The sequence below is a fragment of the Priestia sp. JV24 genome, from assembly GCF_025910025.1.
Taxonomy (GTDB): Bacteria; Bacillota; Bacilli; order Bacillales; family Bacillaceae_H; genus Priestia; species Priestia megaterium.
Map to the genome: position 1 here is coordinate 486131 of NZ_JAPCIN010000015.1, position 16520 is coordinate 502650.

Here is a 16520-nt window from a genome sequence, read left to right on the forward strand (position 1 = left end):
CGTACATGGATTTATTTTATACGTCCGCGTGGAAAAGGAATTTACTTTTTTAAAGGAGATGACGATTGAAAAGGAGAATAGTAATATTTACTCATCTAAATTAAGTCTTCATTGAAAATAATGAAATGAAGAAAGAAGGGGATCGTTATCATGCAATTGCTGTATATGGTACTTTTTCTTGTCTTAATTTTTTGGGGAATTACATCTTTTATTCATTACAGGAATCAAACTATTAAAGTTCGTTTGGACAAGCATTATACGAATGCAGTAGAATGGATTGAAGCTGTTAAACAAGAGCTGGAAAAGAAAGGGAAGTCCGTGAGTTATGAAGGGGATTTCTTGTTTAAAATTGATGAAAAACCTTATGAAATCGCAGCGCGCAATATGTCTATTTGGAGCATGTCGCTCTATCATATCTTGCTGCAGCGTCAAAAAGAACATTCTTAAATTTACTTGCATACAGAAATTATCACTTCTCGTCTATTGAGAAGTGATTTTTTTATCTTTCTGTATCCATAATGGGGAATTTTTTGTTTTTATATAATAGTAATACCGAAAAGATGGTTCTAATTCCCTAAAAAAATACGCTTCATATATTTTTAGATTTGGTTATCGATTTGGCATAGAATTTGCATATGTAAGAAGGGTTTATCAGACATTTTAATTGTCAGGCAAAGAAAACTAGTTACATACTATAAAACTATTTTACATTATCTACTAGAATTAAAAAATTTTAATAATATAGTAAAATGTAGTTGACCTTCCTAGTTTTAGAATATAAAATAAATCTTGCTAATAGTTTGAAAATTCTAAAATGGAGGGGTTTACTTGAAAAGCTGGAAAAAGATTTTGGGGACATCTTTTCTTGCCACAACTGTTACATTAAGCGGAGTGGGGCCAGTACTTATGAATGGAAGTGCTGCTTCAGCTAAAACCGCACAATCGGAGGAACTTCCAAGTTCACCAATTGATATGAATACAGTACCGGAAGAAAGATTGGCTAACGCACTGAAAAACCAAGGAGTTATTTCTCAAAGTGCAACACCGCAAGAAGTGAAGAAAGCCGTTACTTCTTACATAAACAAAAAAGATGCACATAAAGAGAGCATGAAGGGACATAAAGCTAGCAAAATTGATTTGAAAGCGAAAGAAATGCAAACAAAACAAAAAGAAAAGTTTCAACGAGGCGAATTTGCTAATATTAAGTCTCAAGGAAACAAGTCGGGGAACGGGGTAAATGTTAAACCTGCAGCTCAGGCAAACTATAAAGGACAAGTGAGAAAAGATAAGGTTCTTGTTCTTTTAGTCGAATATGCAGACTTTAAGCATAACAATGTCGTTCAAGAACCTGGCTACATGTATGCAAAAGATTTTAACCGAAATCACTATCAGCAATTAATGTTTGGAAAGAAAGACTTTACGCTATTTAACGGTAAAAAAATTAAAACGTTTAAGCAATATTATGAAGAACAGTCTGGAGGTAGTTACACAGTAGATGGAACGGTTTCTGACTGGTTAACTGTACCTGGAAACGCAAAAGAATACGGAGCAGACAATCCAGCGGGAGGAAACGATAATGCGCCTGGATCTAAAGGGCCTCGTAATCTTGTAAAAGAAGCGCTTGCTGCAGCAGCAAAAAGCGGCATTAACCTTTCAGATTATGATCAGTTCGACCAATATGATATCGATGGAGATGGCAACCGCAATGAGCCTGACGGCATAGTGGACCACTTAATGGTCATTCATGCTGGAACTGGGCAAGAAGCAGGTGGAGGTAAACTAGGAAACGATGCTATCTGGTCTCATCGCTCTACTTTGGGACAAGTGTATAAAGTTCCTGGAACAAACATGGCTGCTTATGATTATACAATTGAACCAGAAGACGGAGCAGTTGGCGTTTTTGCTCATGAATTTGGCCATGATTTAGGTTTGCCGGATGAGTATGATACACAGTATACGGGTCAAGGTGAGCCGGTAGGCGTTTGGTCAATTATGAGCGGAGGGAGCTGGGCTGGTGAAGTAGCTGGAACAGAACCGACAAGTTTCTCCCCGCAAAATAAAGAGTTTTTCCAAGCAAATATGGGTGGAAACTGGGCAAATATTCAACAAATCGACAGCAAAAACATTACAAAATCGGGCTCTGTGAGTGTGGTTGATCAAAGCGTGACAAAATCCAAACGACCGGGTATTGTGAAGATTAATTTACCTAAAAAAGCTGTTCAAGGGATTAAGCCTGAGTTTGGAAGCAACTACTACTACAGTAAGCGCGGAGACGATCTGCATACGACAATGACGACGCCAGAGTTTGATTTAACAGCGGCCAAAACAGCGACGTTCAATTATAAAGCGTTCTATGAAGTGGAGGCAGAATACGATTATTTATATGTAAATGCGATTCTTCCTGACGGTTCAAAAGTTCTGTTAGATACAATTGGTGATAAAGCGAATAATGCAGACGGTTCTGCTGAAACTTCCGGCGGAAACTGGGAAGATAAAAGCTATGACTTAACGCAGTTTAAAGGTGAAAAAATCAAGCTTCAATTTGAATACGTAACGGACGGAGGACTTGCTCTTCAAGGATTTGCACTTGATAATGCAAGTTTAGTAGTAAATGGAAAAACGGTATTTACGGACGATGCTGAAGGAGCGCCAAAAGTAACGTTAGATGGATTTGAAAAGACAAACGGCATCAGCTATAAAGATAACTATTATTACCTTGAGTGGAGAAACTATGCAGGCAGCGATAAAGCACTTCAATTCGCGCGCGGTGCAAAATATAATACAGGCATGCTGCTTTGGTACGCAGATGAAAGCTACCTTGATAACTGGGTAGGACAACATCCGGGTGAAGGATTCCTTGGTGTAGTTGATTCACATGCTCATAAAGTTCTTTACTTTAATGTGAATGGGATTAGCACGACAGCAAATTCAAGCCGATATCAAATTGCAGACGCGACGTTCTCATTTGATAAATCACCTGCTTGGTCATATTCTCATAAAACGTGGGGAACTATTTCATCTAAAGAATCAAATGGAGTTACAAGCTTCAACGACAAAAAATCGTATTTAGATGAAAGAATTAAAGATGCAGGCCGCTTGCTTCCTCAAAACGGATTGAAATTAGACGTAATTGGCGAAGCAAAAGACAATTCAGCTGGTGCTGTATGGATTCATAAGTGAAATTAGACGTATTCGAAAAAAGATCTGAAGAGCGTATTCTTCGGATCTTTTTTTGCATTATAAAATCAAAATAAACTATGAGCTAAATAATCAAAGTATTCAAGACCGTTTAAAAAATAAAATAAAGGGAATTTTCAACAGTGAATAATTGTTATTATGTCATGAAATTCATCCATATAATCAATACTAATAGGTAAAGAAAATAATGAAAAGGAGTTCTAACTATGAGCTATCGTATCGAAAGAGATTCAATTGGAGAAATCAAAGTGGCAGAAGATAAACTATGGGGAGCGCAAACGCAAAGAAGTAAAGAAAATTTTCCAATAGGGATTGAAAAAATGCCGATTGAAGTAATACGCGCTTTTGCGGTTTTGAAGAAAAGTGCGGCTATTAGTAATCATAAACTAGGCAAACTATCAGCTGAGAAATCGGAAGCCATCGTGCAAGCTGCTAACGAAATTATTGAAGGAAAATGGAATGAACATTTTCCTTTAGTAGTATGGCAGACAGGAAGCGGAACACAATCAAACATGAATGTAAATGAAGTGATTTCCCACCGAGGAAACCAGCTAATAAATGGCGACGAAACGCTTCATCCAAACGATGATGTGAATATGTCACAAAGCTCTAACGATACTTTTCCTACAGCTCTTCATATTGCAGCTGTACTAGAAGTGGAAGATCAATTATTGCCTGCTCTAAAAACATTAAAAGAAACGTTCGCTGCGAAGCAAGAGCAGTTTAAAGATATTATTAAAATAGGCAGAACTCATTTACAAGATGCTACACCGCTAACACTAGGACAAGAAATTAGCGGATGGCATCATATGCTCGAAAAGAATGAAGAAATGATTAAACAAAGCGTAGAGTATATGAAGGAGCTAGCTATTGGCGGTACAGCTGTTGGGACGGGGATAAATGCACATCCTGACTTCGGCGATGAAGTAGCGAAAGAAATCAGCAGCACGCTTGGAAAAACATTTATCTCAGCACCTAATAAATTTCATGCATTAACAAGTCACGATCAAGTGGTTTATGCCCACGGTGCACTCAAAGCATTAGCAGCTGACTTAATGAAAATCGCTAATGACGTACGCTGGCTGGCAAGCGGTCCTCGAAGCGGATTAGGCGAAATTACGATTCCTGCTAACGAACCAGGAAGTTCTATTATGCCTGGAAAAGTAAATCCAACTCAAAGTGAAGCTCTAACAATGGTTTCTGCACAAGTACTTGGGAATGACGTGACGATTGGCATCGCGGCTAGCCAAGGAAACTTTGAATTAAATGTATTTAAGCCAGTTATTATTTATAATTTTTTACAATCAGTCAGATTGCTGACAGATTCCATGCAAGCTTTTAACGATAAATGCGCAGTAGGAATTGAACCCAACAAAGAAAAGATTCAGCATAATCTAGAAAATTCTCTTATGCTTGTAACAGCATTAAATCCGCACATAGGTTATGAAAATGCGGCTAAAATCGCCAAGCTGGCTCATCAAGAAGGAACGACATTAAAAGAAGCGGCGGTCAAAACAGGCCTTCTGACAGAAGAACAATTTAAGCAATGGGTAAATCCCGCTAATATGATTCATCCATCAAAATAAAAAAAAGAAGCCAAGCATTCTGAGCTGCTTGGCTTCTTTTTAATAAATCTTAACAAAATAAACATTGTTCTAAATAAACATTTAAAAAGAATTTGCGGATTAAAAGAAATTTTACACTTCCTTATATTAGATTCAAGTACATACGATTAGGGTATTTACATTTTTATAAAGGAGGGATTCAAGTGACGTACGAAGTGAAGTTTTATTTTGGAAATGAAAAATCAATCAGTACATTGGTTGAATCAGAAAATGTAAAAGAGCTTGAGGAATCTATTATTCATACGCAAGGATGGTATCGTTATTATGACAAAAAACATGAAGCTTATTTAGCTATTCAAATGAGCAATGTTTTACACATCGTTATAAAAGAATATCAGGATCCGGAAAAAACAGGGGTTTTGAAAGATTCGTCGTATACATAAGGAAGCTAGCAAAAGAGGTGAAAACTATGCAAAGGCGACATGCAAATAATCCTATTATTCTCGACGTTTCTCATCATCAAGGAATCATTAATTGGAAAGAAATAAAAAACACCTCAGTAAAAGGGGTGTATATAAAGTTAACAGAAGGCGGAACTTTTGTAGACCCTAGATCCTTTGAAAATTATATAGGTGCCAAAAATGCGGGCTTGAGAGTAGGGTTTTATCATTATGCTCACTGTACAAATAGCCCGGAGAAAGAAGCTGCTTTTTTTATTGCTCAGCTTGGACAAATGAAACTAGACCTTCCGCCGTGTTTGGATCTAGAAGAAGATAAGAAAAAATCTAAAGAATTTGTTTCTCACTTTGCCGTAAGCTGGCTCGAGCAAGTTCACAAAACAACAGGAATTAAGCCTATCGTATATACGAATTATCATTTTGCTAAAACTTTTTTCACAAAAGAAATAAGTAAGTATCCTTTGTGGGTAGCAAGATATAGTGCGGCCAACAGACAAGGCGGTATGCAGCACCCTGGTGAGCTAAGTCAGTGGCAGCGATGGGCAATGTTTCAGTATACGGATTCTGGCAGAGTAAAAGGAATTTCTACAAATGTGGATATAAATGAAATGGACTGCTCATTTTTTAAAGAAGTCACAACAAATCTCTCTATGACGAATAATACAAAAGGACCCTTTGTGTATTCCAAAGGTGATAGAGGGTTAGGAGTCAAACAAATTCAGCAAAACTTACTTGCGCTAGGTTTTTCTCTTCCGAAGTTTGGAACAGACGGTTTCTATGGAGATGAATTAATCGCTGCAATGAAAAAATTCCAGAATCGGTATGGCCTTTTTTCAGATGGAATAGCAGGAGCGGACACACTGCCGATTCTTGTTAAAGAAGTGAATAATCTGAATAATCTGGTTTGAGAGATTACCTGAGGGGGAAAAGTTACTGTAAGATTCAAAAAGGTACAAGGAAGGAGCTATTATGAGAAAAAGAAAACAAAAAGCATTGATATCAGGTATTACGCTATCAACGGTAGGAGTCGGCATTACGTCTTATATATTAAGCGATGCTGCGAAACGACGGAAAGTAAAAGGACTTGTTCGAAGTGCCAAAGTAAAACTTTCAAGTTTATCTAAAAAACAGCAGGTAAATGCTAGCCTAAATAAAGATGTGCATTCAGATCCTACGTACGTTTCTGAAAGCAATATGATTTCAGAAGGACCTATGTATCAAGATCAGCATAGATAATAAAAAAACTAGTCTTGCCTCGGGCGAGACTAGTTTTTTTATTAATTTTATAAATAGCAGCGTTTATTCATGGTACACTCTCTATATAAGGGAATTATTTTACGCATATTTACAAGTAAAGGAGGAATAGAAGGAGTGATTAGTAGCGGATTATTTGTTAACTTATGTATTTTTTCGTTTTTTGTCAGTATTATGATTGCGATAAGAATATTTTTGTTACAGCGTCTAGCCCATAAATACAAATGGATGAGTGGTATTTATGCAAGTATTGTTTCTGCTATTCTTATGGTATATAGCGTTACGTATCAACAGATTACATATGATTTACGTTTTCTTCCTCTTATTTTGACCGTTCTATACTTTGGTTATAGAGCCGGTGCAGTTGCAGGTATCACTATGGCCGTGTGCAGTATCTATTTAGAAAGTCATTGGTTACTGACTATCTTAATTTTAATTTTCACCTTTTTGTTTTCCCTTCCTCTTATTCGATATAGAAAGCAGTTTTCTTTATTAAAACAATCTCTTCTTTGTTTCTTTATTCATTTTATCGTTCATGTCTTACTGACAAATTACTTCTGGAATACACCTATTCAGTCGCCGTTTTATAGCGAAATAGAATATTTAGTGTTCGGAATTCTCGGACTGGGAGTAGCCGTAGCGACGATAGAATTTTATCGTAAATTTTACGCTGTAGCAGAAGAAGCTGCTTATGCTGGATCAGATTCATGTAAGGATGAAGAAGATTCTTTTTTTGTCAGAATAATGAAAAAAGAATTAGAATATACGAAAGAACAGCTGGAGTCTTTTATTAATCATCACATGGATGCGGTTATTATAACTGATTTAGAAGGGCGAATCTTGCGAGTTAATGAAGCTTATGAAAAAGTGTATGGCTGGAAATCCCATGAAGTCATTGGGGAAAAATATTACGATATAGCAGGAGCTTTTAGTGAGGATGTACATGAGAATATAAAAAAGACTGTTGCTGAAAAAGAGGCAATCAATCGAGTAGAAGTTGTAAGAGCTCGTAAAGATGGAAGTTTAGTAGACCTTCGTATCACCATTTCTCCAATTTTTAATGGGAAAGATGAGTTGGTAGGTTTGTCTGGAGTATGTGTGGATATATCTGAAGCTAAAAAAGCAAAGGAAGAGCTTGACTTGCTGCATCGTAGGCTTAAAGAAAGTGAGTTGAAATATCGCACGTTATTTGAGTACGCAAACGACGCAATTTATTTACTTGAAATAGGATCGGATCATTTTCCTTCTCGTTTTGTTGAAGTAAATGAAGCTGGATGTAAGCGCTTTGGATATACGAGAGAAGAGCTTTTATCCATGCCTTGCCACGATATTATACCTAGAGATTCTGACATTGTTCAAAAAACAGTCGAAGAAATTCGCAACGGAAATCTTTCTTTTACGCTGCAATCACAGTTTACGTTTAAGTCCGGCGAAATAAAAAAACTAGAATATAGTGGAAAGTTGTTCAATATAGAAAACAAAAAAGTGCTTCTTATTGTTTCAAGAGACAGAACAGAGTACTTAAAAACAGAAGAGCTGCTGCAGAAATCTGAGAAATTAGCAGCGGTCGGGCAGCTTGCTACAGCTATTGCTCATGAAATTAGAAATCCTTTAACAGCCATCAAAGGGTTTATGCAGTTATTAACTGAAAAAGCGAGTAAAGAAGAGTTAACCTATATGAACATTATATCCTCTGAAATTGAGCGTATTGAAATGATTACAAATGAATTCATGTCTGTGGCAAAACCACAGGCCGTAACATTTCAGTCGATTGATTTGCAGCTGTTAATTCAACAAGTGATTTTATTGTTGCAGCCTCAAGCAACCATGAAAAACATCTTTATTGAACTTAACTCATATGGAGAAATGCCTTTTGTATATTGTGAAAGCAATCAAATGAAACAGATGTTTATAAACATTCTTAAGAATGCGATTGAAGCAATGCCTTCCGGAGGAGAAATTAAAGTTGAGCTGAGAAAAAAGGACAACAATCATATTCATATTCAAATTATTGATGAAGGTGTAGGAATTTCAAAAGAACGCATCAAACATTTAGGTGAACCATTTTACAGTATTAAAGAAGACGGAATCGGGTTAGGATTAATGATCTGCTTTAATATTATCCAACAGCATCAAGGAACTCTTAGTATTGACAGTGAAGTAAACAAAGGGACGAGTGTAGAAATTTGTTTACCGTTAGAATAAAAGGTAATCAGTCAAAGGGAGAAGAAATTTTGCAACAAGTTGTTTAGTAAAGTTATAATATTCTATGTTGGAGTAAAATAAGCAAAGGAGTGGTTACGATTAAACAGAAAAAGTGGATTAACATATTTCGTATTCTGTATATTATTTTTGCTATTATTGCGATTGGAGCATCTTTTGGAGACTATTCTTTTGGGCTTGATAATCCCCGCATAGTCAGTTTAACGGCTCTTGTTTTGGCGGTTATCTGTATTGTTCCGTATTACATACTTCGCTTTAAAGAACAAGCTTCTAAAAGTAAATAAGTTAATATTTGTTATCTTAAAAGAGGCTGGGACAAAAGTATTTTAGTTGAAGGAAGATCCGAACGATGAATCGTTCGGATTTTTTTATTGTTATGGTGAACATGGGTTTAATCTAGCTGGTTGCTTCTAGCGGTTGATTGGAGTGATTTCGTTATGTCTCAGTCTCTTTTTTATCGTCATAAAAGGGCGATAAATGGGCGAGCATTTTTTCTAGCCTGTACATATGCTATAAAGTAAACAGGCTACGGAGGTGAAGTGAAATGGGATTTTACAACTGGGGTTACGGCGGTGGTTATGGCTACGGCGGCTACGGTAGTTACGGTGGCGGTTTTTCATTAATCGTTGTACTATTTGTTTTATTAGTTATCGTTGGTTGTACATGCTTGAAATAAACAGAAAAAGCACGGATTTACAAAGATTTTAGTAGATTCGTGCTTTTTTATGTTCATAAGAAGGGCAGTACTATAATAAAATAATGTTATGCATGTACATAAAAAACATACAAAAAATTTAATTAATAGATTAAAAAAATAAAAAAATGAAGAGGAAGAGTAGATTCAAGCCTCAAAAACGGTCTGAAATTTATAATTTTCCTTATAAGTAATTTTTGTAAAATGCTTCTCAGGACTGATAGTAAGACCGAATAATACTTCATAGATCGCTAGTTTTTATCAGCTGACTTGAAGAATTATTTTACTTGTATGAAAATCAACATAAATGATTTTCATATAATTTAAATAGGTAAAAAAGACTTATTGCAAAAGATTTATTCTTAATTTTCATAATAATAGGAATATTAAAATAATATATAGACGTAGTAATTTTTAGTTGCTATAATGTTGCTAATTATCTCAATTAACAGAAAAATTGCGGTAATTAAATTTACTAGGGATAGGGAGAAAAAACTATGAAAAAGAAAAAACAGGCTTTAAAGGTATTATTATCAGTTGGTATCCTTTCTTCATCATTTGCTTTTGCACATACGAGCAGTGCGGCGCCAAATAATGTACTTTCAACCGAAAAGTATAACAAAGAAATTAAATCTCCTGAGTTTATTTCTGGAAAGCTTTCAGGCCCATCATCACAGAAAGCTCAAGACGTCGTATTTCATTATATGAATACAAATAAAGACAAATATAAATTAGGAAACGAAAGTGCTCAAAATTCATTTAAAGTGACAGAAGTAGTGAAAGATCCCGTTGAACAAGCAACCGTTGTACGCTTGCAGCAGGTATATAATAATATTCCTGTTTGGGGATCTACTCAATTAGCACACGTAGCGAAAGATGGAACCTTAAAAGTTGTATCAGGTACAGTAGCTCCTGATTTAGATAAAAAGGAAAAGCTAAAAGGACAGAAGCAAGTTGACAGCAAAAAGGCGATTCAAGCAGCTGAAAAAGACTTAGGCTTTAAACCGACTTATGAAAAATCCCCTTCATCTGAACTGTATGTTTATCAAAATGCTTCAGACACAACGTATGCTTATGTAGTAAATTTAAATTTCTTAAGCCCTGAACCAGGTAATTATTATTACTTTGTTGATGCTATTAGCGGTAAAGTGCTAGATAAGTACAATACGATTGATTCCGTAGCTGGTCCAAAAGCCGATGTGAAGCAAGCGGCAAAGCCGGCAGCGAAACCTGTAACAGGAACAAATACTATTGGCTCAGGTAAAGGAGTGCTTGGAGATACTAAATCTTTAAAGACAACGTTATCTAGTTCCACTTACTACTTACAAGATAATACAAGAGGAGCGACAATCTATACGTATGATGCAAAAAATCGTACATCTCTGCCAGGTACACTATGGGCAGACACGGATAATACGTACAATGCAACCCGCGATGCAGCTGCAGTAGATGCTCACTATTATGCAGGCGTGACATATGATTATTACAAAAACAAATTTAACCGCAACTCCTATGACAATGCAGGAGCTCCGCTAAAATCGACTGTTCATTATAGCAGCGGTTACAATAATGCGTTTTGGAATGGCTCTCAAATGGTATACGGAGATGGAGATGGAACTACTTTTGTTCCGCTATCAGGAGGATTAGATGTTATCGGACATGAATTGACGCATGCGGTCACAGAAAGAAGTTCTAATTTAATCTATCAATATGAATCAGGTGCATTAAACGAGGCAATTTCCGATATTTTCGGAACATTGGTAGAATACTATGACAACCGTAATCCAGATTGGGAAATTGGAGAAGATATTTATACGCCTGGTACAAGCGGTGATGCGCTTCGTTCAATGAGCAACCCAGCGAAATATGGAGATCCAGATCATTATTCAAAGCGCTATACAGGTTCTAGTGACAACGGCGGAGTTCATACAAACAGCGGTATTATCAACAAAGCTGCCTACTTGCTAGCTAACGGAGGAACGCATTACGGGGTTACTGTAACAGGCATCGGCGGCGATAAGCTAGGGAAAATTTATTACCGTGCTAATACGCTATACTTCACTCAGTCTACAACGTTTAGCCAAGCGCGTGCAGGTTTAGTACAAGCTGCTGCTGATCTATACGGTTCAGGCTCTCAAGAAGTAATCTCAGTAGGTAAGTCATTTGACGCAGTTGGTGTTCAATAAGTTATAAACCAAAAGTCGCAAGATAAATGAGGTATCTTACGACTCTCTATACTACCTTACTACCAATAAAGGAGTACTCGTATAAATATATTACAGTACTCCTTTATTTTATGTTAGTAAATAAGGAAAACGGATTTCTGCTTGATTTATAAAAATCCACTTCTTATTCCTCCCTTTTATGTCCATTCGAATTATACCGTTGTTTGTTAAATGGAGAGAACACGTTTTAGTAAACGGTCTTATTATAAAATGTTATAATAAAGAAAAGAATTGAATACATACATATGAAAAAGGAGTGGAGGAATCAATGGACAAAATTGCTGTTATTTCAGATATCCACGGAAATCTTCCTGCATTAGAAGCAGTTTTAGCTGACATACAACAGCGAGATATCCATCGCATCATTTGTCTAGGTGATTTAGTAGGAAAAGGACCGGATTCAAGTAAAGTGATTGATATCATAAAAGAAAAGTGCGAAGTAACAGTAATGGGAAACTGGGATGACTTCATTACAAAGCCTGCGGAATTCGAAGCGTTGAAATGGCATCAGAAGAAGTTAAGTTCAGCCCAAGAGGCATACTTAAAGGAACTTCCTTTTTCCGTTGAGTTTATGATGAGCGGAAAATTAATTAGAATGTTTCACGCTTCACCTAGAAGTCTTTATGACCGAATTCAACCTTGGGATTCACTTGAAAAGCGCCTTAGTCTATTTGCTAATACGGAATATACGGAAAATATAAAAGGATCAAGAGAGCCAGATGTTATCTGTTACGGAGATGTACATAATGCATTTATTCAACATATTAAAGGGAAAACGCTATGCAATGTAGGAAGTGTAGGAAATCCGCTTGATTTACCACAAGCTTCCTATCTTATCTTAGAAGGAAAGGATCAAGACGAAAGTCCTTCAGCATTTTCTATTCAATTTGTACGTATTCCATACGATATTGAAAAGGCTATCGAATTGGCGAGAGCTGTAGAGATGCCAGATTTTGAACCCTACGTTCAAGAATTAAAAACAGCTCGCTATAGAGGACTAAAAAATTAAGAATAGAATGTATCTCAACCTTCAGCATAAATGCTGAAGGTTTTTTAGTGGAGTATATGAGGGGTTTTTCAACACCATTAGTATGATACATGCAAATAAAAATTATTCCGATGAATTTAAGGAAGGGAAAACTTGGAGAAAAACATACAGCATTTGAAAGGAAATAAATTTTATTTTATGAAGACAATATGAAGAGGGCAATTCCATTTGAACATAAAGTCATAAAAACGCCCCTGAAAAGCTGTTTTTACCATAACGAGTGGAGGAATACATGATGAAATTTTTTATTGATACAGCTAACCTGGAAGATATTAAAAAAGCATATAAAATTGGGGTATTATCAGGTGTTACCACAAACCCTTCGCTAGTAGCTAAAGAAGGCGTAAAGTTTGAAGATCGCATCGAAGAAATTTTAAAAACCGTTCCTGAAGTAGAATCCGTTTCAGCAGAAGTCACACCCGACACAGTAACCGCCGATGACATGATTGCTCAAGCAGAAGAGCTGATAAAAATTAATGGAGGAGACAAAAATATAACGATTAAACTTCCTATGACCATTGCTGGATTGGAAGCAACCCGTTATCTAGCTAAAAAAGGCGTAAAAACAAACGTAACGTTAATTTTTACAGTGAATCAAGCGCTTCTAGCAGCTCGTGCCGGTGCCACATACGTATCGCCATTTTTAGGACGCTTAGACGATATTTCAGAAGACGGTGTTTATCTGGTATCTCGAATTGCAGAGCTATTTCGAATTCAACACATTGACTCACAAATTATAGCAGCGTCAGTCAGACACCCAGATCACGTCACACGAGTAGCTCTTGCTGGGGCTCATATTGCTACAATTCCGTATGCCGTAATTGAACAATTAGTAAAACACCCGTTAACAGAGCAAGGAATTGAAAAATTTGCATCAGACTGGGAAAAAGCTGTAAAAAGTTAAATTCACTTAAGGAGAAGACATCATTTTAGTGTCTTCTCTGCTTAAAGGGTATACGAAGATTCTTTTTTTCTATTTTGTAACAAACAACTTATCAATAATAGGCGAACATCCTATACATATATGCAGAGATGACATACGTTAATAGAAACGAAAGAGGTGTTAAAATGGGCTGTATTATTAACATTGAAAATATCGTGACTAACGGGTTAAAAGACAACTCGAACGTAAGCGTAGGCTGTGTTGTACAAAATAGTCACACGGCAAATACAAAATCGGTAGGAGCTTGTTTTTCGTTTGGAAACGGCTCTCCTGCTATTGCCTCTATGACAAACAGTAATATCGACTTTTGCAAAGGTGAAGAAAATAAAGAGCAGCAATCTTGAAAACAATTCCAGAAAGAGTATTTCTGGAATTGTTTTTTGGTAAGTGATAGAGTTTTGTTAACAAGGTGTTTTGGCTTTTAAAAGAAAAACATTCATGAGGAAGGGGTTGAGCGATGCTATGAGCATTATTTCTATGATTCCTTATACATACGTTGAAAGAAAAATAAAACGAACACAAAAAGTGACAATTCAGCATTCAAAAGACATGTGCTTATACGCTGATAGTATTGAAACACAAAACGATTGCTTTCACATTAATGACGTATTTGACATCTCTTACAAATGCGTTTCAAAAGACAGCGGCTTTTTATACTTACATACAAATCAAGGGATGTTCGCTTATACCATACAAACCGATCCTTCTGCCTTTATAACAGCATATAAAAATATAAAAACGAAGGGGTGACATTGCGTCACCCCTTCGTTTTTCGTTTCTTATTTTACCCACTGTACAACTTGATCCATACTTCTTCTCGTTTTTCCGCGTTTAGGTTCATGAATTCGATAGCCGAACGCAACCATAACGGAAATATCAAACTTACCGTCTTCTAGTAATCCTTCTTCTTTTAGAATCTCATGTACTTGGTCATAGTTAAATCCTTCAATCGGACAAGAATCAATACCAATTTGAGCAGCTGATGTCATCATATTAGCTAGTGCAATATAAGATTGTTTGCTAGCCCAATCAAATAGGGATCGCTTGCTTTCGAACAAATGAAAATCATTTTCTTGGAAATCTTTATAACGAGGCATTAATGTCTCTAATACATCATCCGGCATTTCTTTTACATTTTTTTGAAGATTCAACACATATTCAGAGTCATATCTTGCGTCTGTACGAGAAAGAATAATAACAAAATGACTTGCTGTAGGAATTTGACCTTGTGCTCCCCAAGAAACAGCTTTTAATTTTTCTTTTAAATCTTTATTTTCAACGACTAAAAACTTCCATGGCTCATAACCTACTGAGCTTGGAGATAAGCGCCCTGTTTCTAAAATGAATTGGAAATCTTCATCGGAAATTTTCTTCGCTGGATCAAACTCTTTTGTAGCATGACGAAAGTTAAATGCGTCTAAAATTTCTTGTTTTTTATCTGTATGGTTCATGTGTAAACAACCTTTCTGTAAAAATATTTAGTGATGAACTGTTCAGAGTAATCTATACCCTGTATAGCTTACAATTAACAGCCAGTTAACATACAATTTGTCATAAAATCCGTTTGCAGATTTATCATAATTCATATAAAACATTCTAACAAGTACGCACATTTTTGTTATATAGTATACTTTTTTATACTATTGATGCAGTTTCATAAGAAGCAGAAAGGAGTCAACAATCTGAGGAGTTTCGTTTTCGAAAAAGTAATTAAGAGGAAGAGAGGAGAAGAGTGATCTTCTCCTTGTTAATTAAATTTTTGTATTTGACTTTTTCGCTTTGTTTTCAAGTTCACTTTTCGGTTCTGTTGAAAATTCAACATCTTTTCCGTGTCCTTGAGGGTTAACTCCAGGAGCTACTTGACCGCGGTTAGCAGATTTTTTTGTACCCATTTTCGTCACCTCCGTTCGGTTAGTATGTACAAAAAGCAAAACAAAAATTAGGAAGTAAAGCGTAGAAAGATAAATAGGAAAAGATTATCTTTAAGCATCTTCATTACATAAACAAGATAGTTACTCATTTAAACGGACATAAAAAAACACCCTTGGAAGGGTGTTTTTTGTTTAAGAATCTCAGCTTGTCGCTCTGTCTGCGTATGGATAGATAGGATCTTTTAATTGAAATTCGTAAGTCGCTCCATCTACAAGTCCTACCGTTTTATTGCTATCATAAAGGTCCAGCATAAAAGCAGCCATTTCTTTTGACGTATGAAACTTAGGTACTCGTCCTTCGTATTCAAAATCACTCATATCCATCGAACGCTGTGCAAATTCTGTTTCAGTAGCCGCCGGAGCTAGAACTTTAGCCTGCATTTTTGCTCCTCTTCCTTTTAATTCTTGAGAAAGACCTTCTGTAAATGCACTTACGTAGAATTTTGTTGCGCAATAAGTGACTGCATCAGCAACAATGGTGTAGCCGCCTCCAGAAGAGACATTAATAAGCTGTGTACCTTCAACGTTTTCATAATCTCTTACAAATAAAGATGAAAGAATGGTTAAGGCTTCTATATTTAAATGAAGCATTGTTTCAATTTTAGTTAATTTTTGTTCACCGACAGAAGCAAAGTTTCCGAATCCAGCATTGTTAATCCAAGTTTCTAATTCATACTCTTTGAGTGACTCATAAAACGTATGAGCATTTTCTGCCACGGATAAATCAACCGACTGGACAATAACCTTTACATCTTGATTCAGTTCTTCAACTTTTCTTTTTAACTCTTCTAGCTTGTCCTCTCTACGTGCAGCCAATATAAGATTTTTTCCACGTCCAGCAAAAGCTAAAGCTGTTTCATATCCAATTCCTGAACTTGCGCCAGTGATTACTGTATATTTCATGTTGATTCCTCCATTTTCGATGTTTTCGAATTGATTATAATTGTTAAAGTATACTTTAAGTCAAGCGTTTATTCGGTT

General features: G+C 36.1%; 16 protein-coding genes and 1 pseudogene. 14 read left to right on the forward strand and 3 right to left on the reverse strand.

Annotation, left to right across the window (positions count from 1 at the left end):
* The first annotated feature begins 150 nt into the window (after nucleotides 1-150).
* From OK414_RS11820 to OK414_RS11885, 14 genes and pseudogenes are all read left to right on the forward strand, one after another.
* On the forward strand, nucleotides 151-447 hold the full coding sequence (locus tag OK414_RS11820; protein ID WP_016764079.1) for a hypothetical protein: 297 nt from the start codon (nucleotides 151-153) through the stop codon (nucleotides 445-447).
* A 381-nt stretch (nucleotides 448-828) separates the two neighbouring features.
* Nucleotides 829-3180, forward strand: coding sequence for an immune inhibitor A domain-containing protein (locus OK414_RS11825; RefSeq protein WP_317620596.1), 2352 nt, complete (start codon nucleotides 829-831; stop codon nucleotides 3178-3180).
* Between the two features lie 224 nt (nucleotides 3181-3404).
* Entirely contained in the window at nucleotides 3405-4784 is a 1380-nt protein-coding gene (gene fumC / locus OK414_RS11830; RefSeq protein WP_016764081.1) for a class II fumarate hydratase, read from the forward strand.
* A 182-nt stretch (nucleotides 4785-4966) separates the two neighbouring features.
* Nucleotides 4967-5206, forward strand: coding sequence for a hypothetical protein (locus OK414_RS11835; RefSeq protein WP_016764082.1), 240 nt, complete (start codon nucleotides 4967-4969; stop codon nucleotides 5204-5206).
* Between the two features lie 26 nt (nucleotides 5207-5232).
* Entirely contained in the window at nucleotides 5233-6129 is an 897-nt protein-coding gene (locus OK414_RS11840; RefSeq protein ID WP_263045630.1) for a GH25 family lysozyme, read from the forward strand.
* A 61-nt stretch (nucleotides 6130-6190) separates the two neighbouring features.
* Complete coding sequence (locus OK414_RS11845) at nucleotides 6191-6457, forward strand: hypothetical protein (RefSeq protein ID WP_013083129.1); 267 nt, start codon at nucleotides 6191-6193, stop codon at nucleotides 6455-6457.
* A 135-nt stretch (nucleotides 6458-6592) separates the two neighbouring features.
* Nucleotides 6593-8680, forward strand: coding sequence for a PAS domain S-box protein (locus OK414_RS11850; protein ID WP_216875974.1), 2088 nt, complete (start codon nucleotides 6593-6595; stop codon nucleotides 8678-8680).
* An 89-nt stretch (nucleotides 8681-8769) separates the two neighbouring features.
* Nucleotides 8770-8982: a hypothetical protein gene (locus tag OK414_RS11855; RefSeq protein ID WP_016764086.1), complete on the forward strand. Its 213-nt coding sequence runs from the start codon at nucleotides 8770-8772 to the stop codon at nucleotides 8980-8982.
* Between the two features lie 260 nt (nucleotides 8983-9242).
* Nucleotides 9243-9374 (forward strand): YjcZ family sporulation protein, encoded by a 132-nt coding sequence (locus OK414_RS11860; protein WP_263045631.1) that lies wholly within the window; start codon nucleotides 9243-9245, stop codon nucleotides 9372-9374.
* 605 nt (nucleotides 9375-9979) lie between these two features.
* Nucleotides 9980-11578, forward strand: a pseudogene (locus OK414_RS11865) (M4 family metallopeptidase); the annotation flags it as partial.
* A gap of 307 nt (nucleotides 11579-11885) precedes the next feature.
* Complete coding sequence (locus OK414_RS11870; RefSeq protein ID WP_128820686.1) at nucleotides 11886-12626, forward strand: metallophosphoesterase family protein; 741 nt, start codon at nucleotides 11886-11888, stop codon at nucleotides 12624-12626.
* Nucleotides 12627-12900: 274 nt separating this feature from the next.
* Complete coding sequence (gene fsa / locus OK414_RS11875; RefSeq protein WP_013057026.1) at nucleotides 12901-13569, forward strand: fructose-6-phosphate aldolase; 669 nt, start codon at nucleotides 12901-12903, stop codon at nucleotides 13567-13569.
* Nucleotides 13570-13733: 164 nt separating this feature from the next.
* Nucleotides 13734-13952, forward strand: coding sequence for a spore germination protein (locus OK414_RS11880; protein ID WP_025752385.1), 219 nt, complete (start codon nucleotides 13734-13736; stop codon nucleotides 13950-13952).
* A 118-nt stretch (nucleotides 13953-14070) separates the two neighbouring features.
* Nucleotides 14071-14358, forward strand: coding sequence for a hypothetical protein (locus tag OK414_RS11885; protein ID WP_013083135.1), 288 nt, complete (start codon nucleotides 14071-14073; stop codon nucleotides 14356-14358).
* Nucleotides 14359-14387: 29 nt separating this feature from the next.
* On the opposite strand, the gene OK414_RS11890 is transcribed toward OK414_RS11885, so the two are convergent.
* From OK414_RS11890 to OK414_RS11900, 3 genes are all read right to left on the reverse strand, one after another.
* Entirely contained in the window at nucleotides 14388-15059 is a 672-nt protein-coding gene (locus OK414_RS11890) for an NAD(P)H-dependent oxidoreductase (protein WP_047932325.1), read from the reverse strand.
* Between the two features lie 300 nt (nucleotides 15060-15359).
* Complete coding sequence (gene sspL / locus OK414_RS11895) at nucleotides 15360-15500, reverse strand: small, acid-soluble spore protein L (protein WP_013057030.1); 141 nt, start codon at nucleotides 15498-15500, stop codon at nucleotides 15360-15362.
* Nucleotides 15501-15680: 180 nt separating this feature from the next.
* Complete coding sequence (locus tag OK414_RS11900) at nucleotides 15681-16442, reverse strand: SDR family NAD(P)-dependent oxidoreductase (RefSeq protein WP_098331692.1); 762 nt, start codon at nucleotides 16440-16442, stop codon at nucleotides 15681-15683.
* Nucleotides 16443-16520: the final 78 nt, after the last annotated feature.

Excerpts from the sequence above, each read along its gene's own strand:
- fumC (WP_016764081.1), top strand. The coding sequence starts at position 3,405 with ATGAGCTATCGTATCGAAAGAGATTCAATTGGAGAAATCAAAGTGGCA.
- OK414_RS11840 (WP_263045630.1), top strand. The coding sequence starts at position 5,233 with ATGCAAAGGCGACATGCAAATAATCCTATTATTCTCGACGTTTCTCAT.
- OK414_RS11820 (WP_016764079.1), top strand. The coding sequence starts at position 151 with ATGCAATTGCTGTATATGGTACTTTTTCTTGTCTTAATTTTTTGGGGA.
- OK414_RS11845 (WP_013083129.1), top strand. The coding sequence starts at position 6,191 with ATGAGAAAAAGAAAACAAAAAGCATTGATATCAGGTATTACGCTATCA.
- OK414_RS11890 (WP_047932325.1), bottom strand. The coding sequence starts at position 15,059 with ATGAACCATACAGATAAAAAACAAGAAATTTTAGACGCATTTAACTTT.
- OK414_RS11885 (WP_013083135.1), top strand. The coding sequence starts at position 14,071 with ATGAGCATTATTTCTATGATTCCTTATACATACGTTGAAAGAAAAATA.
- OK414_RS11860 (WP_263045631.1), top strand. The coding sequence starts at position 9,243 with ATGGGATTTTACAACTGGGGTTACGGCGGTGGTTATGGCTACGGCGGC.
- fsa (WP_013057026.1), top strand. The coding sequence starts at position 12,901 with ATGAAATTTTTTATTGATACAGCTAACCTGGAAGATATTAAAAAAGCA.
- OK414_RS11880 (WP_025752385.1), top strand. The coding sequence starts at position 13,734 with ATGGGCTGTATTATTAACATTGAAAATATCGTGACTAACGGGTTAAAA.
- OK414_RS11900 (WP_098331692.1), bottom strand. The coding sequence starts at position 16,442 with ATGAAATATACAGTAATCACTGGCGCAAGTTCAGGAATTGGATATGAA.
- sspL (WP_013057030.1), bottom strand. The coding sequence starts at position 15,500 with ATGGGTACAAAAAAATCTGCTAACCGCGGTCAAGTAGCTCCTGGAGTT.
- OK414_RS11870 (WP_128820686.1), top strand. The coding sequence starts at position 11,886 with ATGGACAAAATTGCTGTTATTTCAGATATCCACGGAAATCTTCCTGCA.